We start from the raw sequence: 25,686 nt of genomic DNA, 5'->3' as shown, positions 1-25,686 counted from the left end.
TTACGGTAACCGACCTGTTGTTTTTGAATGCCCTCGAATTATACATATTTTTCAGAATTGCTTATAGGCCTTGGTCATTTACTTTTAAAAGGACTCCTTTGATTCGATTGACATCTCACAATTGAACTCATCCGCAAAGAAATTGTCAAGTTCATCGGCCTTATGGGCCAAATGCATTAGGTTATTTTTTATGGACTCTGCTTCATCGGAGAAAAGGTCGGACAAGTGCACGCGATACGATACATAAATTTTATTGTCCCGAATGCCAAGATAATAAGGCGGTACGTTATCCTGTAACAGGTATTCCAATAATGCCTGCAAGTTATTTTTTGGCAAATTGTTCAAAGGTGAAGTAGCTACCAAATAATCCTTGTGGTAAACAAAGATCCGCACCAATGCACTTCCTTGGTGGAATTCCCAATAATCCCTTCCGGCACGGGCCAGTACAGGATCAATACGAAGGGCGGATATGGCCTCTTCCACAAATTTCGCGAACTTACTTTTTTCAAACTCATCCCACAAGGTGACATTAATGGAGTTTCCACAATTTTTACAGAAATCGGTCTTTTCTTGGATATAGGCATCACAAGAGTTGCATTTTACATTGAAACAAGGGGCATCGGTTTGGGCAAAATCATTGATTTCCTTCACAAGATCGGAATGTTTGATGCCAAACCCGACATTGTTGGCATTGCTGAACTTGGCCGTGGTGATCGCAATGAGTTCGCCAGCTTCATTAAGGATGGGTCCTCCTGAGTTGCCGGGATTTACAGCGGCATCCGTTTGAATGTAATTTCTGTTCCCTACCGGTTGGCTTATGGAGGAAACAATACCTTCGGTGATGGTAAAGGGCATTCCAAAGGGGAAACCGTTTATGTACACTTTTTGGGCGTTCGCGACCAAAATATTTTCGATCAATGGGATGCCCGGATAACTTTTCCAATCAATTTCCGTAATCAGGAATGCAAGATCCGCCTCCGGGTTGACCATGACCACCTTGCCTACAAAACGATTTTTTTTATAATCTTCCACGGCCACCATTTTTTCTCCTTGGAGCACATGGTAATTGGTGATGATATAAGGATATCCTGTAATGATGAACCCGCTACCTGTTCCAGATGCCGTGATGATCTTAAATACTGATTTTCTTGTGGTTTCCATTATAAACCTTGTTTTGTTTTACCGAAAAATTTTGAGAAAAATCCTTTATGGGACAAAGTTTTGGTGCTGATGAAATCATCCGCGGTACCATTCAAAAAGCGTTGGTAGACCTGCAGCAGTTGGGGTGCAGCTTCATCAATTTCTTGTCCGGAAACTGCTTCGAGCACGTTATATATGATTTTCTTATGGTGTTCCTCAACATTAAGTAGGTATAGAAAATACTGAAAATGCTCCTGCAAATAATAACAGATCATGAGGTTGTCATTGGTCTGTTTAAAATTGTTGACATTGGTTTCTATCCGCTTTGCCTCATTTTGTAGTGTCTGGGCAGAACTTCTCCATTTGGGTGAGATGAGGGATTCTGCATGATAAATGTTTTTAAAATAATCTTCCTTGCCCATATTACACAAATGCTCCATGAACCCGTAGCTTTTGTCTGTTCTTAGCTTAAAATCGGTTTGGGTATCAAAAAGAGTAACCACATACGATTCCAAAGTGGTACGAAGGGTGCCATGGACGTAGGGCATGTTCACTATTTTAAGGATGGATATGGCGGCGATGTCATATTGAAAATCGTTCCATCTTTTTTCCTGGAAGAAGGCACTGTATTTTTTATAATCCGAAAGGATTTCTTCCAATTGTAGCCAGACCAGTTCCTTTTCTTGATCATTCAACGGTGTAATCTTGGGTTCTTGGTAAAAGGTCGCATCAAATTTTTCGATGAACTCATCATCATAATTGTCCGCAAACAAGCTGATCTCCTTTAAAAGATCATACACCTTGTATGGATTGCAAAGTTCTACCTTAGTTTGATGTTCGAACCAAAGGATATCATCCCGTAATTGGATCTGGGTAAGTTTCAAGGGATGAAAATTGACCTCGGCCACCCTTCTGTACAAGGCAATCTTGTTGGTAGATTCTGTAGTCCTTAAAAAGGGCGCCCTGATTGAAAAAGCATCCTCCGTAATGTCAATTTGGATCACTGCAGATCCCTGTGGACAAACAATTTGAATGGGCCCTTCGATATTGGTCCCATTCAGTAAATCTGGATTGATGTAAAGCAAGGTATTGATCAACGCATTTCGATGATCCCTGGCATCGTATGCCTCCATCGCCTTGGTCCAGTATGCCAATTCCGAACGTGGCACTCCTTTACTTTCAATAGGTCTTCGAAACCTAGGAAGTACATGTTTCATTTACAGTAGGTTAGGTTAATAAGCGAGCTTAAAGGATAAGTGGGGTTGAGCGCCGCACAGAAGGGTTAGTGGTGCGAACTAGAAGTCTAATATCGACTTTTTTCCCAAATCGAAACGGTAGTCATCCTTAATTTAGGACCATGACTTTACGGATGCTGTGTTTAAACTGACGGAATAACCAATCCAGTCCATTTATAGTACTGCAGCTTCCAAAAGTTCCAAGGTCATTTCAGTGGCATTGAATGATGCAAGGATACCTACAGGAAGGGTAAAGTTATTGGGTACATGGCCAAAACTCATGCCGTAGGCTGCTGGTATGCCCAATGGAGCAATGCGATCCATGATGACTTCCTTTAACGTAAAATTGTCTTCTTTTTTCTCGCGGTCGCATCCTTTGCAAACACCGAATACGATACCTTTTGCCTTTTTAAAAGTAGGGCCCTCGATCAATTGGGTGAGCATTCGGTCAATACGGTATGGAGCTTCTTCCACATCTTCCAAAAAAACAAGCTTGTCCGTAAAGTCAATTTCATGCGGGGTGCCGATCAAAGCGTTCACCAAGGTCAAACTACCACCTGCCAATTCACCTTCACAAGAGCCTAGAGTGATGGTATAACGGTCATATTCGGGATTTTCCAGAAACTTGGGGTCCGTTAGTTTGGCATTTTTGATCTTTTGTACCTCCTTGCCTTTCATCAACACTTTTTTAAAGTATTTCTGGCTATAGGCATCATCAATGGTGCTGCCCACGGGTCCATGAAAACATACGAGCCCGGTTTCTTTGTAAATGGCTTGGATCAATACGGTAATGTCGCTAAATCCAATTAAGACTTTTGGATTGTTTTTAATTGTTGCATAGTCCAGTTGGTCCAAAATTCGGGTGCACCCGTAGCCACCGCGCGCGCAGAGAATACCATCTATATCAGGATTGGCGAACATTTCGTTTACATCTTTGGCCCGTTCCTCATCAGTATTACTGAAATAACCATGGTTCCCGACCAGCCTATTGGTATGAAAGGGTTTAAACCCCATTTCCTTTAAGGTCGCCAGTGCCTTTTCCAAAACCTCGGGTTTAATGGCGTACCCAGGAGCTACCAAACCAATGGTATCGCCTTTTTTAAGTTTTCTGGGTTTTATTTTGGGCAGTGTAAAGGATATGGAATCATTTCCCCAACTGGTATTGGGCAATAGCGTGGCAGCACCCAAAACAGTTGCGGATTTTAGAAAAGTTCTTCTTTCGGACATGGAGTAGCAATAGAATTGATATTTTACCTAGGCAAAGTGCCTGCGTAAATATCCATAAAAAATGTGGATTGCCCCAATCAGTCGCTGTTACGTTCGGTCCTTCGCAGCTGGCGTTGGATTTTCTTGATGGCCGACTCAATGGATTTTTCAGGTTCGATGATGTTGTATTCCCCCCAAAAATCTGGATCGGAAAAACCAGTGGCCTCATCGCTCATGATGATGGATTTTTTGATGCGTTCCCTATTTCGGGGCAGCTCACCCGTCATGTTGTTTTCCCAATCGGTGATAGCCATTTCGGCATTCATACTGTAAATGGAATTGAACCATTTGTCTTCCCAATCTACTTTGAACTCCATGGTAACACTGCTATATCCATAATACCATTTCCCGTTTTTTTCACGGTAGTCCACTCTATAGGAGACCTGGGTTGGCCAAACATTCACTCTGGCCGGTTTTCTGCGTACAAAGAGTTCCGCTGCTTTTTTGCGGTCCGTAATGTTGAGGGAAAAATTGGCATTGGTTAAAATCTTGTTTTCCACATCGATGAATAGCTCACCTTGGTAAAAAGGCTCCAAAACACTTTCTAGTTGGTTGAACTTGATCACATAGATCAGTTTATCGTTGATACGAGTTGAACGATCGAACCAAAACTTATAGTTGGACATTGATTCTGGAGAAAAGATATATTCCGGATATTTCATGATATCCACATAGAGGGTGTTATATGGTCCGCCCTGAAGTTTTAGGGCAACAGTGTCCAGTTTACTGTAATCGGTACTTTTTCGGGACTTATAGAGTTCAACGGCATCGTCCCTATTGGAATCATAGGGGGTTTTGTAAATGTTCACCACTGCTTCGGATAGGGACACGTTTTTCCGTCTTTTTTTAATGGTTTCCCTGTAAAAGGCCGTCATCAGGGTGGAATTTTCGAAATAATTGTCATCTCGGTGCGCCATGGTTTCCCGCACTAAAGCAGTAGCATCTTTAGGAGCATTGATATTGATCTCGGACAATTGGGTTACAGATATCTCCAACGAAATTTTGTTTCCCTCTTCGGAAAGTTGTGAAAGAGGCACCGTTTTGGATTTATAGCCCAAAAAGGATACGATTACATTTTGACTGATGACGTTTTTTGGAATTTTCAACAAAAAATTTCCCTCTGTATTGGAAATGGTACTGATGTTGGTTCCTTCCACGGCAAGTGTGGCAAAAACCAAGGGTTTGTTAGTCGATTCGTCAACTACTTCCCCACTGTATTGGTTGTAATCATTGGTTTCTTCCTGAAAACCCAAAGCTTGGGCAGGGCCCATAATCGCAACGACCATCATTGCAGAAAGCAAAAATGTCGATATTTTTCCCAAAAAAGGAACTGTTTTGTTTCGATGTGCATCCATAATCTTTACCCAAAATCCTATTAAAGATACGAAATTTTGCATATCAAAAAGCACACAACCTAACAGGGTAAGTTGTTAAAAATCAATAAAAAGGGATTTATTCTACCATAAACAAGGCATTTGCGAAGAACAATTTTCCGTTTTCCCAAAATCCTCTGAACAAAGGGTTGTCCACCATATAGATCACTTGGCCACGACCCACGCTTTCCGTTCCGTAAACCAGTGTTCCGGATACCTGTTTTTGTGCTTCACTTCCTGCAAATCCAGAGAAAGGTTTTGCATCTTTCTCCAGGTAAATGGCACTCCCGCCTTTCAGATAGTCAAAACTGGCACTTCCCAACTTTAAGGTGAAATAGTCTTTTCCATAACCATAGGCCAACGGATTGGTATTATCTACCTTGGCTTTGAAAATAGCTCCGGTAATGGCACTTTTTATGCTTTCGCGTTCCCAATCTTCATAGGGTTTGGGCTCGGTTTTGCCTGAATCTTTTTCCATTTCCTTTTTTTGGATGCCGAAACCTTTGTCACCATCAATGGCCTCTATGGCACCTCCCATGGCAATGATCTTCCCCCCTTGACGCACCCAATCCTTCAGATCGGCAAGTTCACTTTCATTAAAGTAGTTCCCATAACGACCATCGGGAAGTATCAAAATATTGTATTCCCCAAGGTCCACTCTTTTGGCATAATCCCCATCTAGCACAGTGATAGGATAGTGGAGTTGTTGTTCAAAAAAGTGCCAGATTTCACCAAAACGCAAGGTTGAGGTCGGTTCTCCTGACAAGATTGCAATCTTAGGTTTCGCGATCATTTGCACGTAAGAAGAGCCAAAATCTTTTCCGGCATCCACAAATCCAGTGCTTACCGGTGTCAGGTCTTTTTGAAATTTTTCTGCAGTATTCTGTAGGGTCTCGGCAAAATCAGCTTTGTGCTCATTGTCCGATTTGGTAATGATCAGGGTGCCACGTTCAAAAGATTTGCCTTCCATTTTAAAAGGCAGATTTGCCTTCCGTACCCGAACCCCTTCTTTGATCAGGGTAGCTAAAAACTTGGCGTCTTCAATGCTGTTCCAATCGGCAAGGTAAGCGTAGGTATTTTTATCCACAGTTGTTGAAATCCTCTTTTCCGTTGTATTTTGTGGCGAAACCAAAGTGGGGGAGGCAATGGCCTCCAAACCATAGGCATATGGAAGCGACCAAGCCGTGATGTCATAGGTCAACGAATCCGAAAGTTTGGCGTTGGGCTCGAACAAAACCGTGACCAAAGTTCCCTTGGGTTGATTGGTGGAAACCACCATGCCATTACCATTTACGGACATGCTTCCGCTTTTTCCGGTAGCATATTCATGTCCTTTGTATGATCCACTAGTTAAGTCACCGTATTGGATTTGATGTTTTTCCAAAAGAGATTTCAAGGATTTCAATTTGTCCTCATTCCCTTTAAGCACATAACTTTTGTATTTGAAATTTTGGTTTTTGTAGAATTTTTTGAATTCTTCGTTCAGTTTGGCTGCGTTTTGGGATGACACCTCCACCGTTGAAATTCCAGTGGTAAAGTGGTGGTCAATCCTATCCTTCAAGGTCAGTGTATCACCGTTTCCAGTGATGATGCCCAAACCGGCCCTTCCGCCGCCACCTTGCTCATAGGTCATCCCGATGGCTCCGTTGTATATGGGGTAGGTGTCGCCGTAACTTGGGTACAAAAGGTCAAATACTTCTTTGGTGAAATAGAACCATCCATTGGCATCAAAATACTTGGCATGGTTACGTCCCAAAGTCACCTGAAAATCTCTTTGAAAATTGGTGATAAGTTCGTGATAAGGTTCTGCAGCAGGAGCAAAATAGTAGGGATTGTTCACTCCTTGTTCGTGAAAATCCACATGCACGTGCGGCATCCATTGGTTGAACATTTTTAGGCGTTGTTGACTTTCCACCTGTGTCAACCAAGCCCAATCACGGTTCAGGTCGAACATGTAGTGGTTGCTGCGGCCACCCCACCAACCTTCATGGTGTTCCTTGCTGTTGGGGTCTACTTGGTTGGGAGTGTTTTTGTATTGGTTGTACCAGTTGCTATAGCGGTCCCTTCCATCTGGGTTGATACAAGGATCCATGATCACCATGGTATTTTCCAAGTATGCACTTTTACTGGTCAATAATTCATAAATGGTCTTCATGGAGGCCTCGGTGCTCACACTTTCGTTCCCATGTACGTTATAGCTCAACCAAACAATGGCCTTATCCGAGTTCCCTTCTCCTTTGGTTTCCTTTAAATGCTCCAACCGGATATTCTCCAGATTCGAAATGTTTTCTGCAGAAGAAACATAGGCCACGATCAAAGGCCTACGTTCATTGGTTTGGCCATAAACCGTAAGTTTTACCCTGTCGGGGGCGGCTTTGGCCAAATATTCATAATAATCCACCACTTCGTGGTGGCGCGTAAATTCGGTTCCCAGTTCGTACCCCAAAAACTCGGATGGGGATTTTAACTGTTGGGCGGAAATGGAAATGGATAAAAGTAGAGTGAGGGATACTAAAAATCGGGTCATGCTCGGTGTCATTAGTTGGATTCCAAATCTACTAATAAATTGTTCTTTGTACCATAATTTTTAAGTGTGAGGTCGGTCCGAAACACAAAAAATGCAATTAACGTATTTTTAGGACGACTAAAAAAGAAGTAAGTTATCTTTGAACACCTCATTACAGTTTGAATGGACGTAGATTGTATACCCTTTAAGGAAACAGGTTATTTTTCCAAACTTATTTGCGATTATCTGGACCGGCATGAAGATTTAAAACCATTCTTCAACAGGTATCCCACATTGAAAAACTTTGCGGAGCAGATCCAAGAAAAGAAAGCCAATTTTCCACATGGGTATAGGGCTGTTTTGGTCAATGCACTGAACAAGCAATATGAAGGAGTCGCCATTTCCGAGGGCACCGCCAACCACATTGCAAAACTGGCCGATGATACAACTTTTACGGTGGTCACAGGTCACCAATTGAACCTGTTCACCGGACCTCTATATTTTTTGTACAAGATTGTTTCCACCATCAATTTGGCCCGAAAACTAAAGGAACACTACCCCAAGTACCATTTTGTGCCCATGTATTGGATGGCCACCGAGGACCATGATTTTGATGAGATCAACTATTTCAAATTACGCGGGAAAAAAATCCAATGGAATAAAAAAGCGAACGGAGCCGTGGGCCGTTTGTCCACCGAAGGATTAGATCAGGTTTTTGACACTTTTGCTGGTGAGATTGGCCAGTTTGGGAAGGCAGAAACGTTGAAAAAGTTGTTCCAACAGGCTTATTTGGAACACGATACCCTGACCAAAGCCACCAGATTTTTGGCCAATGCCCTTTTTGGGGAGCAAGGATTGGTCATTGTTGATGGTGATGATGTGCAACTGAAGAAATTGCTCGTTCCCTATGTTAAGAAGGATATTTTTGAGCAAGTCCCTTTTGCCAAAGTATCCGAAAGTATAGCCGGCCTTGCCAAGATATCTTCGGATTATATCATACAGGTCAACCCAAGGGAAATCAATTATTTTTATTTGAAGGATAACGTTCGTGAACGGATTGTTGAGCGTAACGGCAAGTACCATGTGATCAATACCTATATCGATTTTTCTCCAGAAGCCTTGAAGGAGGAACTGGAAAACCATCCCGAGCGATTTTCACCCAATGTGGTTGCAAGGCCTTTGTACCAAGAGGTAATATTGCCCAATCTCTGCTACATTGGTGGGGGAGGTGAGTTGGCCTATTGGTTGGAACTCAAGTCCTATTTTGATGCACTTGGGGTAACCTATCCCATGTTGATGCTCAGGAACTCCGCCTTGGTCATTACGGAAAAGCAGTTCCAAAAAGTGGAGAAACTGGGATTAAAGGTTTCCCATTTGTTTTTGAAGCAACATTCCCTGATCAACAAAAGGATTAGGGATATTTCCAACATCGATATTGATTTTTCTCCCCAGAAAAAGCTCTTGGAAGAGCAGTTCAAACATTTGTATGAATTAGCAGAACAGACCGATAAAAGCTTTTTAGGAGCGGTGAAAGCTCAGGAAGTAAAGCAAAAGAAAGGCTTGGATGCCCTCGAAAAGCGTTTGTTGAAAGCCCAAAAAAGAAAATTGAAGGACCATGTGGTACGTTTGACCGAGCTTCAGAACGAGTTGTTCCCGAACAAATCACTTCAGGAGCGCCAATGGAACTTTTCCGAACTCTATTTGGAGATGGGAGATAACTTTATTTCCTTATTACTGGAAACACTTGATCCCTTCAGTGAGGAATTCATTGTTTTAAAACATTAGGTAATTCCTTCAAAAACAGACTCTTAGGATTTTTTTTAAAATAATCTGAAAATTTTTGGAAAACGAGGTAGGGTATTTCCCTGCTTGGTTGTTCCATTATTGAAAATTGCTATGAAAAAGTAAATATTTTGAGTTGGTTAACTCATATGTTTAGGTTGGTTTTGATTTTATTTAAAAGCCCCGGAGTGGTTCCCGGGGCTTTTTTTATGGTAATCTTCGCCTAATTGCATGAGTTGGGTATGTCCCTTGTTTCGGTTGATGTTTCAATGATTCTATCAATGGTAGTGGTACCCCGAACCGTAACTTCTATAAAATTGGCCTGTACATCGGTTACCACACCGGTGAAGCTGTTAAAGGCAAATTGGGTAAGAATTTCTTGTCCAGTCAGTTCACTGTTGTCTTCTCGGTATTTGCCCGAAATTCTAAAACGCTGGGCAAAGGGAACTTTTATGTTCACATATTGTTGGTATACATCAGCAACGGCAATTGCAGTTCCTGGTGGTACTCCTATTTCCCGGGAAACCGATACCTGTACTGATTTTTGGGTGCTGAGACTTCCAGATTTGGTATTGGTTGAAGTCAGGGATTTGGAATATTCATAGCTTCCGGTAATAGATCCAGAAGTTTTACCGCCTGTTCCAAAAAATTTAGTCTCAGCTTCATGTGCAATGGTCACGGAAACACTAACTGAATTTGTTGAGGATACAGACATACTTTCTTCCCAACCGGCCACTTGTGTGGTGGTGATGGTGTTGCTTTCACCTATTGTTTGAGTTAAGGAACCACTGCTGCAATTACGCAGGGTGCTGTTATAGGCACTGCTGGTTGCTGAAGAAGGCATGATCGGATTCATGAATTTGGAATCTACGGCCAGGATATCCCAATCTATATCAAAAAGCATGATCCTAAAGTATAGGGGTTCATCTGGATCGGGATTATCTGCAACTCCAAAGCCTTGCCCGGATAAAATCAGTGGATTTTCCGCTCCGTTGGGTACGATCTTGAAAAGTCCAGGTGCTTCTTTTATTATTTTAAACCAATAGTTAGGATAATCCAATACATTGGTGTTACCTCCATTTTGTATAATATTCGCTTTGCTTTGGATTCGGAGCTGAGTACCATACATGTACAAATAATGCAGGTCACTGTTATTATGTACCCCAATGGAATAGTATTCTTCGTTTCCAGGAATCTTTTTAAAATAATAAGTGGAAAAATCTTCCAATGAAAATGCGGCATTGGCAGTATAATCCAATTCTTGTCTATATCGGACATCTGTTGCCAGGTTTGTAGTGTTGGTATAAAGTTGGGAACTGGGCACCCCAAAAACTTCATTATCCATATTCACTACCTGCATAAAATACTTGAGGTCTTCCCTTAAGGTAACTTCTGCGAACAGGTCATCTAAACCATCGGCGGTAATCTCTTTTTCATTTGGACTGGATGCAAAGGAAAGTTTCGCGAAGTTTTGAGTTGCCAGAACACTATCATTTTCATCCAAAACCGTTACCGAGATTGGAATACCTTCTTTAAGTTCTTGTTGGATGGATTCATCCAAATCCTCATTTTTAAAGGATAAGTTGGCCAGATTGTTCAGTTCGTCAAAAAGAACGACTTGGTCCTCTATGTTTGAGGTGGACTCTATGGAAATTACCGCTTTGTAAGGTACATAACCTTTTTTTGCAATATCCCTACCGCTGATACTGATACCGATTTCCCCTTCATCAGTTTCAAATTCATTTGTGGAAATGGGGCTAGGTAGTACCTCTATCCCTTTTTTTGGAGGTTCTGGCGATTCATCCTTGCTACAGGCCATAAATAAAACGACCAGTAATGTGAGGGCCATTTTACTAAAATTATTAAATGTTGTTTTCATGATTCCGTGGTTTTGTGGTTAAACTTTTTAATGCGTTTTGTGCGACTCGCCCGGTAACGGTCTGCAGCCCTTAGCCGAGCAAGACCACAAAACGGTTTTGTCAAAATCATTGACAGGACAAACATAAAATGCTGATTTTGAGGAAGGAAATAATGGTGGTGGACAAAGGGTGGACACCCCATATTTTAATAAAGGGACATCAAGTGGACAGGGAGGTATTGATTTTATAGACTTAACACCAGGTCCTGAAGAGAATCCTCGGTGGCAATGTTCAGTTTTTTTCGGAGTCTGTACCGAGCTTTTTTGATGCCTTCTTGCGATATGTTCAAGATATTGGCAATCTCCTTGGAAGATAGGTTCATTTTCAGCAGTGCCAGCAAACGCAATTCATTTGCGGTGATATTGGGGAACCTGGCCTTTACGTTACTGTTGAAATCTTTATGGACTTCTTCAAAATATCGGGAAAAATTTTTCCAGTTATTGTCGTCCTGAAGGTCAAAATCAATGGTGCGGATGAGTTGCTGGTAACCATTTTTGGAAGCGTCGTTTTGCTTCAACTCTTTTGCTTTTTGTTTCAGGTCTTCCAGGACTTCGTTCTTTTTGGCCAAGTGAAGGGCATGGGTAGTAAGCTCCTTTCGCTTGAAGGCCAGTTCTGCATCCACTTTGGCTTTTTCCGCCTTGTTCCGTTTTAGTTTCTGCCGCACACCGTAAAACCCAAACCCAAAAACCAATACCGATAAGCCAAGTCCACCTCCCAAGAGTAATTTTTGAAGGTCACTTACCTTGGCCTCCTGTTCCAACAATACGATTTGCTGTTCCTTTTTTTCGGTTTCGTAAATGGTTTTCAGTTCTTCCGTGGCCTTGGTGCGGTTCAAGGTAAAGATGGAATCACTGATGGATTTGTTCTTCTTGAAATTGGTCAAGGCTTCCTGATAATCTTTTAGCCCTTCCAATGTTTCCGCTTTTGCCAAGTACACTTTGGCGAGAATTTCGGGGTCCCCCAAATCCTTGCCAATCTCCAAGCCTTTATCAAAATAGGTCATTGCTTTGTTCAGGTTCCCTTGCTTTTTGTAGGTCCTGCCCAAATATAAGAGGGATGTTGCCTCATTGTAAGGGGAGCCTATCGTTTCCCAAGTGACCAAGCTCGATTCGAAGTGCAATATGGCTTCCGTATAGGCATCCCGTGTAAACTCAAGAAGGCCTTTGTTGGAATACACCCTTGCTATGTTGGCATTGTATTCGAGTTTTTCCGAGAGGGCCAATGCTTCGTCCAAATCCTTTTCCGCGGACTCCAACTGTTTCAATTTGATTTTAGAGTCGGCCAGATAGTTCAGGGCCTGGGCCACACTTTGGTCGTTTTCTATTTTTTTGTAGTACCCAATGCTTTCCTCAAAAATGGCAATGGCCTTCTCGTGATCTTGAGTGGTCTGGTAAATGGTTCCGATTTGGAACAGATCCTCGGCCATCCTAAATTCATCGTTCAATGCTTTATGGATTTTCAACGCCTTTTGGGTTTCTTGCAGTGCTATGTTGAAAAATCCATTGGTCATGCCTATTTTTCCTTTCAGCAGATAGGCATTCCCTAAATGAACTGAATCCTTGAACTTGTTAAAAACAGGGATGTTCTCGTCCATAATGGCATTTGCACTTTCTGTGTTGCCTTGGTAATGGTCCAGTATCCCAATGTTGTGCCGGATCACCGAGGCGCGTAAGGTATCTCCCAACTTAAGGGATTTGTCCACCGAGGATTTAAGATAGCGTCGTGCAGAATCAATTTTGCCAAGTCTATAATAATAATTGGCCTTTTGGGCGTACAATTTGGCCACTCCCTTATCATTTTTGCTTTTTTGGTACAATGCCTGGGCCTTTTCCAGATATTCAAGGGTCTTGTTCTGGTCGTTGTACATGGTAAGGTCCGAGAGTTCCAGATAATTGCGCGCAGCAACGGTGTCAATTTTGGTTTGATTTATGATTTGAAGAATACTATCTATTTTTTTTTGATTCTCCTGACCCCGAACATTGGCAATTAAGCAAAGACAAAAGAGAAAGGCGCAGGGGATGTAGGGCTTCATGGAGGTTGAATTACACTCCTAAAATAACAATTTGTTCCAACTTTTTGAAAAAGAACGGATTATCGTGAAAAAAGTAAAACCTGAAAAAAGTTTTAGAAAAAATCCGAAAAGAAGGATTTGACCTCAAAAAAGGTGGCTTCTTTCATGGAATTGAACCTCACTTCCGCATGGCCCACCCTTTCCTCTGGGCCAATGCCCACACTGTGGAATCCTCCGGCAATGGCGGCATCAATGCCTTTTTCGGCATCCTCGAAAACCACACAGTTGCCGGGTTGCAATTTTAATTTTTCGGAGGCATATAAAAAGATATCCGGCGCAGGTTTGCTCTTGGCAACGCTGTTCCCATCCCCGATCACATCAAAAAAATGGGTGGCGTTGAGCTGTTGTAGCACTTTAATTGCATTTTTGCTCGCACTTCCCAAAGCGACCAAAAATCCCTCTTGGCGTAGATGGGTCAAAAGTTCTTTGGCGCCCGGTAGGTAATCGTTCGGGGTCATCGTATCCAAGCTGGCCACGTAGATGTTATTTTTTTTGGTGGCAAGTTCAACCACGGCATCATCGGTCAGGGTAACATGATTATGGTCCATGATGACTTTGATGGAATCCATCCGCGAAATCCCACGGAGTTTTTCATTGAGCTCGCGATCAAAGTGCCAGCCCATTTCATCCGAGAGTTTTTTCCACGCTTCAAAATGGAGTTCGGCCGTATCGGTGATTACTCCGTCCAAATCAAAAATGAATCCCTTGATCATGGTTTGGTTTATTTTGGTCTGCAAAGAAATGACGAAAACAGTTAAGAAAAAAACTACATTACGTTATGTTGATGACATTGTTCGGTAAGGTGCACAAATGATGTGGCCAATTGAGGAGGCAAACCCACTTCAGATGGAAAAAGTTGTCATAAATATCCATTAAAAGATACTTTTCCAACAAAACCAAATTGCTATTTTTGCCCATGCATAACAACGTACTTATTCTAGACTTTGGTTCCCAGTACACTCAATTGATCGCAAGACGCGTGAGGGAACTCAACATTTATTCCGAGATAAAACCGTTCAACAAACTGCCCAAGGACCTGTCGGATTACAAGGCTGTGATCTTATCGGGATCACCTTCATCTGTACGGTCAGAGCAGGCACCACACCCCGATCTTTCAGAAATAAAGGGAAAAATGCCTTTGCTGGGTATTTGTTATGGGGCGCAATACCTATCCCATTTCCATGGTGGAAATGTGGCGCCTTCCGCAACGCGTGAGTACGGTAGGGCCAATTTATCCTTCGTGAAGAATGACGAGGCGTTTTTAAAAGGACTGGACCAAGGAAGCCAGGTTTGGATGAGCCATAGCGATACCATCAAGGAGCTTCCTGAAGGAGGAATTCGATTGGCCAGTACACACGATGTGGAAAATGCAGCCTTTAAGATTGATGGAGAAACCACATATGGTATTCAGTTTCACCCCGAGGTTTACCATACCACGGATGGCAAGAAGTTGCTTGAAAACTTTTTGGTGAACATTGCAGGATTGAAACAGGATTGGACTCCTGACGCCTTTGTGGAAACTACCGTGGAGGAGCTCAAAAAGGAAATCGGGGATGAAAAGGTAATCCTGGGATTGTCAGGTGGTGTTGATTCCAGTGTTGCGGCCATGTTGTTGAACAAGGCCATTGGAGACCATCTTTATTGCATATTCGTAAACAATGGTCTTTTGCGCAAAAATGAGTTTGAAAGCGTTTTGGATCAATACAAACACATGGGTCTCAATGTGAAGGGAGTGGATGCTTCGGCACGTTTTTTGGATGCCTTGAAGGGTGAATCGGATCCGGAAGGCAAAAGAAAGATCATCGGAAGGGTCTTTATCGAAGTTTTTGATGACGAGTCCCACAAGGTCGAAAATGCAAAATGGTTGGCACAAGGGACCATTTATCCGGATAGGATCGAATCGGTTTCAGCAAGTGGAGGTCCATCAGCAGTGATCAAAAGTCACCACAATGTTGGTGGGTTGCCCGATTATATGAAATTGAAAGTGGTAGAGCCCCTAAAAATGTTGTTCAAGGATGAAGTGAGACGAGTGGGTGCCAGCATGGGCATGTCCGAAGATATTTTAGGAAGACACCCTTTTCCTGGTCCTGGTTTGGGAATCCGTATCTTGGGCGATATTACTGCAGAAAAAGTGGCCATTTTGCAAGAAGTGGATGCCATTTTTGTGGACGGATTGAAAAAATGGGGACTTTATGACAAGGTGTGGCAGGCCGGAGCCATGCTTTTGCCCGTAGATAGTGTAGGAGTTATGGGAGATGAGCGTACGTACGAAAAATGTGTGGCGCTCAGAGCGGTGGAAAGTACCGATGGTATGACCGCGGATTGGGTAAATTTACCTTATGAGTTCCTTCAAAAGGTTTCTAATGATATAATAAACAAGGTCAAGGGCGTTAATAGAGTAGTGTACGACATTAGCTCAAAACCACCTGCAACTATAGAATGGGAATGAAAAAAACACTTTTTAGACTGGTTTTGGCGGTTCTTTTTTTGGCCGTATTGCCAGCCACCGCGCAAAACTATGCCACGCATGCCGTAAAGGAAGGGGAGACGCTTCAGAGCATCGCACAAAAGTATCGGGTTACCCCATATTCCATCCTTCAGGCCAATAAAGAGATCAAGACTGCCACGGACGTTAAGGTGAACACGATTCTTGTGATTCCAATCAATGGCAATGCCACCCTCGAAAAAAAGGAGGAGAAACCCGCTCAGGAAGAGATCAAACCGATTGGATTTACCAAGCACAGGGTCCGTAAAAAGGAAACCCTTTTTGGGCTTACCCAAAAATATAAGATTACCGAGGAGCAACTCAAAAGATATAACAGGGAACTGTATTCTTCTTCCTTACAAAAAGGAATGGTCCTGCAAATACCAAAATTCCCGGAGGTTGACCCCAATGAAGAAAAGGACCTGGATTATGTAACGTATTTGGTACAACCAAAAGAAACCCGTTGGAGTATTGCACACAAATATGGGATTACAGTGGATAGCCTTCTTCTGTTAAACCCAGAGTTGCTAAAGAATACCGATTATTTGGCAGCTGGCCAGGAGCTTAAATTGCCAAGGCCCAAAGGGGATAGCTTAAAGGATCAGAAGGTGGAGCTTTTTTCTTCTTACACCGTTCCTCCAAAAATGACCCTGTACAGTTTGGGGAGGGAATATGGAATTCCTTCGGATTCCATAGTGAAGTTGAACCCCGAGATCATGAAAGAAGGGGGGCTTAAGGAAGGGATGGTCATCCGATTGCCTAAAAAGGCAAGTGACGCTGGAGTAGTAAATACTGAAAACTTTATTTTTTACGAAGTAAAACCCAAACAGAATATTTTCAGGATTACCCAAAACCTCAAAATTTCAAGGGATGAATTGTACCGTCTCAATCCTGATCTGGAAAATGGACTTAAGGCCGGTATGGTACTGAAGCTTCCAAAAGAGAAAGCCGCTGGACTTGAAGTGAAAAACGCCTTGGTTTTGGATCGAGTGAACCTAGTTGATAGTATTGATGTAGCCAACAGGCCCAAATTGGTGTTCATGTTGCCCTTTCGATTGGATAGGGTCAATATCAACGATGTGGAAAAGACCGAGGGCCAGATCAAGACCCGTAGAGATATGAACCTAAGTCTAGGTTTTTATTCCGGGGCATTAATGGCTTTGGATTCCATTAAAAAGCTTGGTGTTTCGGTAGATGTACAAACGTATGATACCGAATTGAGCCAGACCAAGGTCAAAGAGATCTTGTTTAGGGACAATCTTTCCGGGGTAAGTGCCATAATTGGTCCAGTCTCTGGGGCGGCCTTGGATGAGGTGGCCGTGCAGGCTGCCACCAAAAATATTCCGGTAATAGCACCGATTGCCTCGGAAAGTAAATTGAGCCATGGCAATGTTTTCTTTTCGGTTCCTAGGGATGCCGTCTTGCGGGAAAAGATGCTTTCTTATATGAAGAGGATCTATAACAATGAGAATGTGATCATCATTGCCGATTCAACCCATCAAGTGGCCAATGATTCCATTTTGGGAAAATTTCCGGCAGCACAAATGGCCAAATTGATAGACAATAAGTCCCTACATTTGGACCAGTTTTTGGTGAAACTCTCCGAGACCAAGGAAAACTGGGTGTTTTTGGAAACGGACCAACCCAATATGGTGTCGAGTGTCACTTCTATCCTCAACTCGGCCATTTCGGGTGATATCAAGGTACGTATGTTCACCACCAGTTATAATGGTGCTTTTGAGGACGATGCCATTTCCAAGACCCATTTGTCCAATTTAAAGTTCACCTATCCTTCCTTTTACAGGGAAGTGGGCACGGATAGTTTTACCAAAGCCTATGTAAAACGGTTTAATGGGAATCAACCGGACCGCTATGCAATCCGAGGTTTTGATGTGACTTTTGATGTTTTGTTGAAACTGGCACACAAGAACAATCTTTTTGAAACTTCCAAGATTATTGGGTTGACCGAATATACAGGTAACAGTTTTGATTATTTCAACGATTGGACTTCGGGATATTTCAATAAGGCATGTTACATTATGCAGTACGAAGATTTGCAAATCAAAGAAGTAAAACAGGATGACCTCAAAAGTAACCTATAACGGAAATCTTAGGACCACAAATGTACATGTACGGTCCGGGAACGAATATATTACGGATGCCCCATTGGACAATAATGGCAAGGGAGAAGCCTTTTCCCCAACCGATACGGTTGCTACGGGTCTCGCAAATTGCATGATGACCATGATGGGCATAAAAGCCCGTGATCTTGGTATTGACCTTACGGGTTCCTCGGCGGAAGTGACCAAGCACATGGCCGCCGATCCAAGGCGTATTTCCAAGATTGAAGTGAAATTGGAGATGCCCGCCGATGTTTCCGAAAAGAACCGAAAGATTTTGGTACATACGGCAAGGACCTGTCCGGTGCACTACAGCCTTCACCCTGATATTGAAAGAATAATCGATTTCCATTGGGTAAAATAATTTCCATAGGATGTTTTTTGTTCCTCAGCTTTTTGGGATTTGCACAAGAAATTGAGGAAGGCATTCCATGGGAAGAACATAAACGATTGAGTTGGGCCGATTTTAAGGGCAAAATTCCACCTGCAGCTGTCCCTGCAGCCACAACGGCCAGCGGTATCAGTTATACCTATTCTGCCAATTTATTGCACCATGAGGTGAAATTGGATTTTGAGGTGAATGCCTATTTCTATCCCAATGAATCGTGGTACAAGCCGGAACAATGTACGGACAATACGTTGCGCCATGAACAGCTCCATTTTGACATTGCCGAACTTTTTGCCCGTAAAATGCGCAATAGGCTGCACCGTACTTCCTTTTCCGATGATGTAAAGGAAGAAGTGCGAAAAATCTATAAGGATATTCTAAATGCTTTAAAGGATTACCAAGATCAATATGATTGGGAAACCAATTTTTCCAGAAACCTGGAAAAGCAAATGGAATGGAACCATAAAATTGAAGAAGCGTTACAGCAGGAATGGGAAGAATAGCATTTAGGGGTTTCCTGTAATTTAAACTGCTTAAAACCAATAGTATGAAGAAGATGTATTTTGTTTGGTTACTCTGTATGGCTTCCATCCTACATGCACAAAATGATAGCCTGCCTTTGCGGGGTCTGTCCATTGCTGCTCCCCAAAAAGAAAACGTGGCCCGTTTTGTAAAATTCATCTATGAGGAATTGGGTCCTAGAAAAGTGAACACCTTGGTATTACGGATAGAGTATAACTTTCAATACACATCACATCCAGAGCTTGTTTCGGATAATCCCCTTTCCCAGAAAGATGTGGATGACATTGTGAATGCCTGTCAGAACAATAATATTAAGATCATCCCCCAAATCAATCTGTTGGGGCACCAATCATGGGCCAGTAGTCTTGGCAAATTGTTGACGGTGTACCCTGAATTTGATGAAACCCCTAACGTTGCCATTCCTGAGAAATATGAGTGGCCCAATGATGATGGATTGTACTGCAAAAGTTATTGCCCATTGCATCCTGACGTGCACAAGGTGGTTTTTGATTTGGTGGATGAGATCATCGCTGCGTTTAAGGCAGATGCCTTCCATGCGGGGATGGATGAGGTTTTTTACATTGGAATGACAGAATGCCCAAGGTGCAACGGAAAGGATAAGGCCGAGTTGTTTGCAGGCGAGGTGGCCAAGATCAGGAACCATTTGGCACAGTCAGGAAAACGCCTTTGGATTTGGGGCGATCGATTGATCGATGGCAAGACCACCGGTTTGGGTATGTGGGAGGCCAGTATGAACACTACCCACAGAGCAATAGACCTTATCCCTAAAGATGTAATGATCTGTGATTGGCATTATGAACGTCCAGACCCCACCGCCGCCTATTTTGCCATGAGCGGTTTTGATGTGGCTACCTGTTCTTGGCGTAAACCCGAAGTGGCCCTTGAACAGCAGCAAATGTTGGTTGAATTAAGAAAAAATGCCACCAAGGAAATGAAACCCCGGTATAGGGGAATGTTGCATACCTCTTGGACCAGTGCGGCCAATTTTTTGGATATGTTCTATGAGGAAAATCCAAAAGGGGACAATGATGCCACCACTTTCAAGGCACTTTTCCTCAAATAAGAACTTTTCAAATTTAAATCGTCCTCAAATAGTCAATACTTTTCTTTAAGGCCAATCTTGGATTGTCCACCAAATCTTGCTCCACAAAAAAGTGTTTTACCCCTGATTTTTTGGCTTGCTCCACAATGGCTTTAATATTCATAGCCCCATCACCAACAGTGGTCATTTGCGGCCACAGTTCGATCCATTGGTCTGCAGATCCACCATCCCCTTTAAAATGGGTAATCTCCTTCATGTCCTTTAAATGAAGTGACACATAACGGCCAGGATAATTTTTTAGATATTCCACCGGGTCTGCCCCGCCAGCAATGGTCCAATAAATGTCCATTTCAAAAAAAACAAGATCGGGATCCGTGTTATTCAGGATAATCTGAAGTGGAATCTGGCCTTCCATTTCATGGATGCCGTACCCATGGTTGTGGTATAAAAATTTAAAACCTTCCTTTTTGGCGTTCTCCCCAATGGTATTGAAACGTTCCGCAATGCGTTTATAGTCGTCCAAAGTTTGTCTCAACTCATCCGGTATGGCGGATATGCCCAAATAATCCATTCCCAAAGTGCGGACCGATTCACCCACGGCGGGCATTTTGGTTTCCAGGGTAACAATGTCGATATGACCCGAAGTAGCTTTCAATCTATATTCATCCAACAGGGCCTTGAATTCCTTGGCGGTTTTTCCATAGAATCCACTTCCACTAAAACCTAAACTTGGTGTTATCTGTTTCCATCGTTCCTGTGCAGAAGCTGAGCTAAAAGGATACGGCCCATAAATTTCCACTTCCTTATATCCCATTTGGTGTAACATGGCCAGACTGCCAGCAAGATCTTGTTCGAGCATTTTAGGTAGCGAAAACAGCTGTATGCCAATGCTGTCCAAGCTTTTATAACTAGGAGTGGCACAGGCACCAAGCCCCATGAGCATGGTGGCACTGGATGCCATAGCCGTATTTTGGATGAATTGTCGTCTTTTCATGGTGGTTGGTTTGTTTTGCTTGAATTAGTGCAGAGGTTATATAAGGATATTACACATCACACCTCATAAATCCATCCTTTAAGGCTGCTAAGGGGTCTTCCCAAGTGGTAATGAACTCTTGGGCCACATACCCTTTGAAACCTGTGGCCATAATGGCCTTGATGATGGCAGGATAATACAGTTCTTGGGTTTCATCGATCTCATGACGACCGGGAACGCCGGCGGTATGATAGTGCCCAAAATACGGATGGTAGTTTTGGATGCTCCGGATGATATCGCCTTCTTGGATCTGCATATGGTAGATATCAAAAAGCAATTTGAAATTATCGCTACCCAAATGTTTGCACAGTTCCACTCCCCAAAGGCTTTTGTCACACATATAGTCAGGATGGTTCACTTGGTTAAAAAGCTCCATTTGGATGACAACCCCATGTTTTTCGGCCAATGGAATGATCTGCGACAACCCATCCACACAATTCTGTAGGCCCACGTAATCGTTCATGCCATTTCGGTTCCCGCTAAAGCAGATGAGGTTGGTATACCCTGCTTCTGCAACCTTTGGGATCATTTCCGTATAATTCTTGATAAGCTGCTCGTGGTACTTGGGATTGTTCCAACCTTCGGTAAGGCTAATTTCGGCACCGTTGCACATAGAGCAATGTATGTCGTATTTCTTCAACAACGGCCAATCTTTCGGTCCGATCAAATCAATGGCCTTTATGCCAAGTTCTTTAAGCGTCTTTAAAAAATCTTCCAACGGAATATCATCAAAACACCATTGACAAACGCTATGGTTCACATTGTTCTTCAATTTAAACTCCTTGGAATGCCCTCGATCGGAAGGCATAGCGGAAGTGGAGGCCAAACCTGCAGACCCGATGGCCGCAGTGGCTATAAAATTTCTACGTTTCATTATAAGGATTTGTTATTGGAAAGATAGTACTTTAGGCCTACAAATGGAAATCAAACCCGATTCAAAAGAGCTTTTGGAACTTGCCCATTATAAGATGCCCTTTGGAAAGTATAAGGGGCGTTATTTGGTGGATCTACCCTTGCCGTATTTGGTTTGGTTCCAACAAAAAGGATACCCGGAAGGCAAGCTGGGAAAGTTCCTGAACATCATGCTTACCATCAAGGATAACAGCTTGGAGCCCATGATACGAAAACTTCAAAAAGAATTTCCTCGCCAATCCTCCTGATTTCTGCGCGGCAATTTGTAACTTTACGCCCCGTAATAGAAAGATCAATATGTCACAGACCAAGTACATTTTCGTTACGGGAGGCGTTACTTCTTCCTTGGGTAAAGGAATCATCGCCGCATCTTTGGCCAAATTGCTACAGGCCAGGGGATACCGGACCACCATACAGAAATTGGACCCCTACATCAATGTAGATCCAGGGACATTGAATCCGTATGAACACGGGGAATGTTATGTAACCGATGATGGTGCCGAAACCGATTTGGATCTTGGCCACTACGAACGTTTTTTGAACGTACGTACCTCACAGGCCAACAATGTAACCACGGGCCGTATTTACCAAAGCGTTATTGAAAAGGAACGTAGAGGAGAGTTTTTGGGTAAAACCGTGCAAGTGGTGCCCCATATTACCAACGAGATCAAGGAGCGCATCCAAAACTTGGGGAAAAGTGGCGATTACGATATTGTGATCACCGAAATTGGCGGAACTGTGGGTGACATTGAGTCCTTACCCTATATTGAATCGGTACGTCAATTGCTTTGGGAATTGGGAGAACACAACGGCATTGTAATACACCTTACTTTGGTGCCTTTCTTGGCCGCTGCAGGGGAGTTAAAGACCAAGCCTACCCAACACTCCGTAAAAACGTTGATGGAAAGCGGAATCAAAGCCGATATCTTGGTCTGTAGGACCGAGCATCAGATTTCCGATGATATTAAATCCAAACTTGCTCTTTTCTGTAATGTAAGAAAAGAAGCCGTGATCCAATCTATTGACGCGTCCACCATTTATGACGTGCCTATTTTAATGCAAGAAGAAGGCCTGGATACCGTTACCCTTGAAAAATTGGCATTGCCCAATACCAAGGAACCGGACCTGGCCCAATGGAAGGAATTCTTGAAACGACATAAAAACCCAAAAAATAAAGTGACCATCGGGTTGATAGGCAAGTATGTGGAATTGCCCGATTCCTATAAATCCATTCAAGAAGCGTTTATTCACGCAGGAGCTACCAATGAGGTAGAGGTGGAAGTACGTTCCATCCATTCGGAGCACCTAACGGTAAACAATGTCGAGAAAAAATTGATAGGATTGGACGGAATTTTGGTCGCCCCGGGTTTTGGTGAGCGTGGTATTGAAGGCAAGGTAAAAGCAGTTCAGTATGCCCGTGAAAACAATGTCCCATTTTTGGGCATCTGTTTGGGTATGCAAATGGCGGTTATTGAATTTGCAAGGAATATTTTGGGCTTGACAGGGGCCAATTCTACTGAAATGGACAAAAATACCCCTTATCCTGTCATTAGCTTGATGGAAGAACAGAAAAATGTAAAGGACAAAGGCGGTACCATGCGTTTGGGAGCTTGGGATTGTCACTTAAAACCAGGCAGTCTTGCGGAAAAGGTGTATGGAGCCTCGGATATTTCGGAACGACACAGACACCGTTACGAATTCAACAACGAATATAAAAAGCAAATGGAAGATGCCGGGCTGGTGGCTTCAGGACTCAACCCTAAAACAGGATTGGTCGAAGTGGTGGAAATACCAGAACATCCATGGTTCATTGGTGTTCAATACCATCCGGAATACAAGAGTACCGTGGCAAACCCGCACCCTTTGTTCGTGGGCTTTGTAAAGGCGGTTTTGGCACAGAAACTGAAACAAAAGAATGCCAGTTTGGCATAAACTGCGGTTTTGGACATATATTTGCCACCGGATTTACCGATAAAGATTTCTACTAAATAATTTCCATGGAAGAAAAGAAGCTGGATATCAATTCCATTATTGGATTTGTACTGATTTTTGGGATACTCATTTTCATGTTTTACCAAAATCAGCCCACCCCAGAAGAGTTGGAGGCCCAAAAAGCGAAGCAAGAGCAAGTTGAGGCTGAAGCAAAGAAAGTTGAAGAAGAGGCCCAAAAGCCTGCCGTTAAGGAAACCCAAACCATCAATCTTAAGGATTCTACAGCCGTAGCCGCTTATAAAAGTGGAGTAGGGGCATTTGGTTTTAGTGCTGTTTCCGATGGAACCACCAAGTTGGAAAACGAGGTGCTGTATTTAGAGGTTTCCAATAAGGGTGGACAGATTGTGGAGGCTACCATGAAAAATTATGTCACCTATGATTCGGTTCCGGTATATTTGGTGAAGGATGGCAATGCCAATTTCGCCTTGAATTTTACCACCTCGGACAATAGGGTTCTGAACACGGCCGACCTGTATTTTGAACCATCGCTTTCCAAGAGCGGGGACAACCAAGTACTTTCCATGAAGGCCAAAGTGGCGGATAACCAGTTTTTGGAGTATCGCTACGAGATGAGACCGAACGAATACCTAGTTGATTTTACGATACGTTCCCAAGGATTGAACGGTGTGCTGAACAGTAGCAAACCGGTTACCTTGGAATGGGAATTGAAAGGTATTCGCCACAGCAAAAGTGTCAAATATGAAAATAGGTATACCCGTTTAACCTATAATCATGATGGTGACAACATCAGCAAGCTTTCTGAAAACAGTGAATTGGATGAGGAAACCGAAGAAGATGTAAAATGGATGTCCTATCGCCAACACTTCTTTAGTTCCATTTTGGCAACTGATGACCATTTTGAAACGGCCCAATTGAGTTCCAAAAACTTGGTAGAAGAAGAAAGCAAGGATATTCTTTTCACTAAGGAATACAGTACAAAAGCTCCTTTAAAATTACAAGGAGGGGAATTGTCCCAGCACATGCATTGGTATTACGGCCCTACGGACGTGAAAATATTGGATGATTACAAGGATTTGGGGCTTGTGGAGTCCATCCCGTTCGGATGGGGCATTTTTGGTTGGATCAACCGCCATGTCTTTACGCCATTTTACGGATTCTTGAGCTCCTTCCTACCTTTCGGGATTGCCATTATAGTGATGACCATTTTGGTGCGTTTAGCCTTGTCTCCGGTAACCTATAAATCGTACCTCTCCCAAGCCAAGATGAAGGTGTTGAAACCGGAGATTACCGAAATCAATGAGAAGTACAAGGACAATGCCATGAAAAAGCAACAGGAGACCATGAAACTCTACAATAAGGCAGGGGTTAGCCCCATGAGTGGTTGCATTCCAGCTTTATTGCAGTTGCCTATCTTTTACGCGCTGTTCATGTTTTTCCCGACCTCTTTTGCCCTAAGGCAAAAATCGTTCTTATGGGCAGATGATCTTTCATCTTATGATGTAGTACTTAATTTGCCTTTCGCAATTCCTTTTTATGGTGACCACGTAAGTCTCTTCCCCATTTTGGCATCGGTGGCCATCTTCTTTTATATGCAAATGACCACAGGTGAGAGCATGCAGATGCAACAGCAACCCGGTATGCCCAACATGAAGTTCATCATGTACTTATCACCCATTATGATGTTGTTCTTCTTCAACAACTATGCGAGTGGTTTGAGTTTGTATTATTTCATTTCCAACTTGATTACCATTTTGATCATGTTGGTAATAAAAAACTACATCTTGGACCAGGACAAGATCCATGCGCAGATCCAGGAGAACAAGAGCAAGCCTAAAAAGGAGAACAAGTTCCAGCGTAAAATGCGCGAAATGATGGAACAGGCCGAACAACAAAAAAAATCAGGCAAGAGATAATTTCA

At 42.9% G+C, this 25,686-nt stretch carries 19 protein-coding genes; 9 read left to right on the top strand and 10 right to left on the bottom strand.

Annotation, left to right across the window (positions count from 1 at the left end):
- Positions 1–84: 84 nt before the first annotated feature.
- From GTK07_RS16650 to GTK07_RS16630, 5 genes are all read right to left on the bottom strand, one after another.
- Positions 85–1,161: a trypsin-like peptidase domain-containing protein gene (locus tag GTK07_RS16650; RefSeq protein ID WP_163636364.1), complete on the bottom strand. Its 1,077-nt coding sequence runs from the start codon at positions 1,159–1,161 to the stop codon at positions 85–87.
- The gene (locus GTK07_RS16645) at positions 1,161–2,357 is read right to left on the bottom strand and encodes a hypothetical protein (protein WP_163636363.1); all 1,197 of its coding nucleotides are present in this window, start codon (positions 2,355–2,357) and stop codon (positions 1,161–1,163) included. The genes GTK07_RS16650 and GTK07_RS16645 overlap by 1 nt, the downstream gene beginning before the upstream one ends.
- A gap of 192 nt (positions 2,358–2,549) precedes the next feature.
- Positions 2,550–3,602, bottom strand: a complete 1,053-nt coding sequence (locus tag GTK07_RS16640) for an LD-carboxypeptidase (RefSeq protein ID WP_163636362.1) — start codon at positions 3,600–3,602, stop codon at positions 2,550–2,552.
- A gap of 77 nt (positions 3,603–3,679) precedes the next feature.
- Positions 3,680–4,963, bottom strand: a complete 1,284-nt coding sequence (locus GTK07_RS16635) for a carboxypeptidase-like regulatory domain-containing protein (RefSeq protein WP_313790822.1) — start codon at positions 4,961–4,963, stop codon at positions 3,680–3,682.
- Positions 4,964–5,093: 130 nt separating this feature from the next.
- On the bottom strand, positions 5,094–7,541 hold the full coding sequence (locus tag GTK07_RS16630; protein WP_163636360.1) for a M14 family metallopeptidase: 2,448 nt from the start codon (positions 7,539–7,541) through the stop codon (positions 5,094–5,096).
- 162 nt (positions 7,542–7,703) lie between these two features.
- Here GTK07_RS16630 and bshC point away from each other — a divergent pair, with 162 nt between their 5' ends.
- Entirely contained in the window at positions 7,704–9,305 is a 1,602-nt protein-coding gene (bshC, locus tag GTK07_RS16625) for a bacillithiol biosynthesis cysteine-adding enzyme BshC (protein ID WP_163636359.1), read from the top strand.
- Positions 9,306–9,525: 220 nt separating this feature from the next.
- Here bshC and GTK07_RS16620 read toward each other — a convergent pair whose 3' ends face one another.
- From GTK07_RS16620 to pgmB, 3 genes are all read right to left on the bottom strand, one after another.
- Positions 9,526–11,181 (bottom strand): hypothetical protein, encoded by a 1,656-nt coding sequence (locus GTK07_RS16620; protein ID WP_163636358.1) that lies wholly within the window; start codon positions 11,179–11,181, stop codon positions 9,526–9,528.
- 224 nt (positions 11,182–11,405) lie between these two features.
- The gene (locus GTK07_RS16615) at positions 11,406–13,253 is read right to left on the bottom strand and encodes a tetratricopeptide repeat protein (protein ID WP_163636357.1); all 1,848 of its coding nucleotides are present in this window, start codon (positions 13,251–13,253) and stop codon (positions 11,406–11,408) included.
- Positions 13,254–13,345: 92 nt separating this feature from the next.
- Positions 13,346–14,005 carry a beta-phosphoglucomutase gene (pgmB, locus tag GTK07_RS16610; protein ID WP_163636356.1) on the bottom strand — a complete coding sequence of 220 codons (660 nt, stop codon included), beginning with the start codon at positions 14,003–14,005 and terminating at the stop codon, positions 13,346–13,348.
- A 203-nt stretch (positions 14,006–14,208) separates the two neighbouring features.
- On the opposite strand from pgmB, the gene guaA reads away from it, so the two are divergent.
- Genes guaA through GTK07_RS16585 form a run of 5 tightly spaced genes read left to right on the top strand, consistent with a single transcriptional unit; the run spans position 14,209 to position 19,891 of the window.
- A complete protein-coding gene (gene guaA, locus GTK07_RS16605) occupies positions 14,209–15,741 on the top strand; it encodes a glutamine-hydrolyzing GMP synthase (protein ID WP_163636355.1) in 1,533 nt (510 codons plus the stop codon).
- On the top strand, positions 15,738–17,879 hold the full coding sequence (locus tag GTK07_RS16600) for a LysM peptidoglycan-binding domain-containing protein (protein WP_163636354.1): 2,142 nt from the start codon (positions 15,738–15,740) through the stop codon (positions 17,877–17,879). The genes guaA and GTK07_RS16600 overlap by 4 nt, the downstream gene beginning before the upstream one ends.
- The gene (locus GTK07_RS16595) at positions 17,857–18,261 is read left to right on the top strand and encodes an OsmC family protein (protein ID WP_163636353.1); all 405 of its coding nucleotides are present in this window, start codon (positions 17,857–17,859) and stop codon (positions 18,259–18,261) included. The genes GTK07_RS16600 and GTK07_RS16595 overlap by 23 nt, the downstream gene beginning before the upstream one ends.
- Positions 18,249–18,788, top strand: coding sequence for a DUF922 domain-containing protein (locus tag GTK07_RS16590; protein WP_163636352.1), 540 nt, complete (start codon positions 18,249–18,251; stop codon positions 18,786–18,788). The genes GTK07_RS16595 and GTK07_RS16590 overlap by 13 nt, the downstream gene beginning before the upstream one ends.
- A 44-nt stretch (positions 18,789–18,832) precedes the next feature.
- Positions 18,833–19,891: a family 20 glycosylhydrolase gene (locus GTK07_RS16585; RefSeq protein ID WP_163636351.1), complete on the top strand. Its 1,059-nt coding sequence runs from the start codon at positions 18,833–18,835 to the stop codon at positions 19,889–19,891.
- A 13-nt stretch (positions 19,892–19,904) separates the two neighbouring features.
- Here GTK07_RS16585 and GTK07_RS16580 read toward each other — a convergent pair whose 3' ends face one another.
- Both GTK07_RS16580 and GTK07_RS16575 read right to left on the bottom strand, forming a co-directional pair.
- On the bottom strand, positions 19,905–20,864 hold the full coding sequence (locus GTK07_RS16580; protein WP_163636350.1) for a sugar phosphate isomerase/epimerase family protein: 960 nt from the start codon (positions 20,862–20,864) through the stop codon (positions 19,905–19,907).
- 49 nt (positions 20,865–20,913) lie between these two features.
- A complete protein-coding gene (locus tag GTK07_RS16575; RefSeq protein WP_163636349.1) occupies positions 20,914–21,777 on the bottom strand; it encodes a hydroxypyruvate isomerase family protein in 864 nt (287 codons plus the stop codon).
- Positions 21,778–21,820: 43 nt separating this feature from the next.
- Between GTK07_RS16575 and GTK07_RS16570 the strand changes: the two genes are divergently transcribed.
- The 3 genes from GTK07_RS16570 (at position 21,821) to yidC (ending at position 25,681) form a co-directional block, all read left to right on the top strand.
- Positions 21,821–22,063: a DUF3820 family protein gene (locus tag GTK07_RS16570; RefSeq protein ID WP_163636348.1), complete on the top strand. Its 243-nt coding sequence runs from the start codon at positions 21,821–21,823 to the stop codon at positions 22,061–22,063.
- A gap of 49 nt (positions 22,064–22,112) precedes the next feature.
- On the top strand, positions 22,113–23,747 hold the full coding sequence (locus tag GTK07_RS16565; protein WP_163636347.1) for a CTP synthase: 1,635 nt from the start codon (positions 22,113–22,115) through the stop codon (positions 23,745–23,747).
- Between the two features lie 65 nt (positions 23,748–23,812).
- The gene (gene yidC, locus GTK07_RS16560; protein ID WP_163636346.1) at positions 23,813–25,681 is read left to right on the top strand and encodes a membrane protein insertase YidC; all 1,869 of its coding nucleotides are present in this window, start codon (positions 23,813–23,815) and stop codon (positions 25,679–25,681) included.
- Positions 25,682–25,686: the final 5 nt, after the last annotated feature.

The organism is Flagellimonas sediminis, from assembly GCF_010500845.1.
In the GTDB taxonomy this organism is placed as follows: domain Bacteria; phylum Bacteroidota; class Bacteroidia; order Flavobacteriales; family Flavobacteriaceae; genus Flagellimonas; species Flagellimonas sediminis.
Note: the sequence above shows the minus strand (reverse complement) of the source record. Positions and strands in the feature narration are given on the sequence as shown.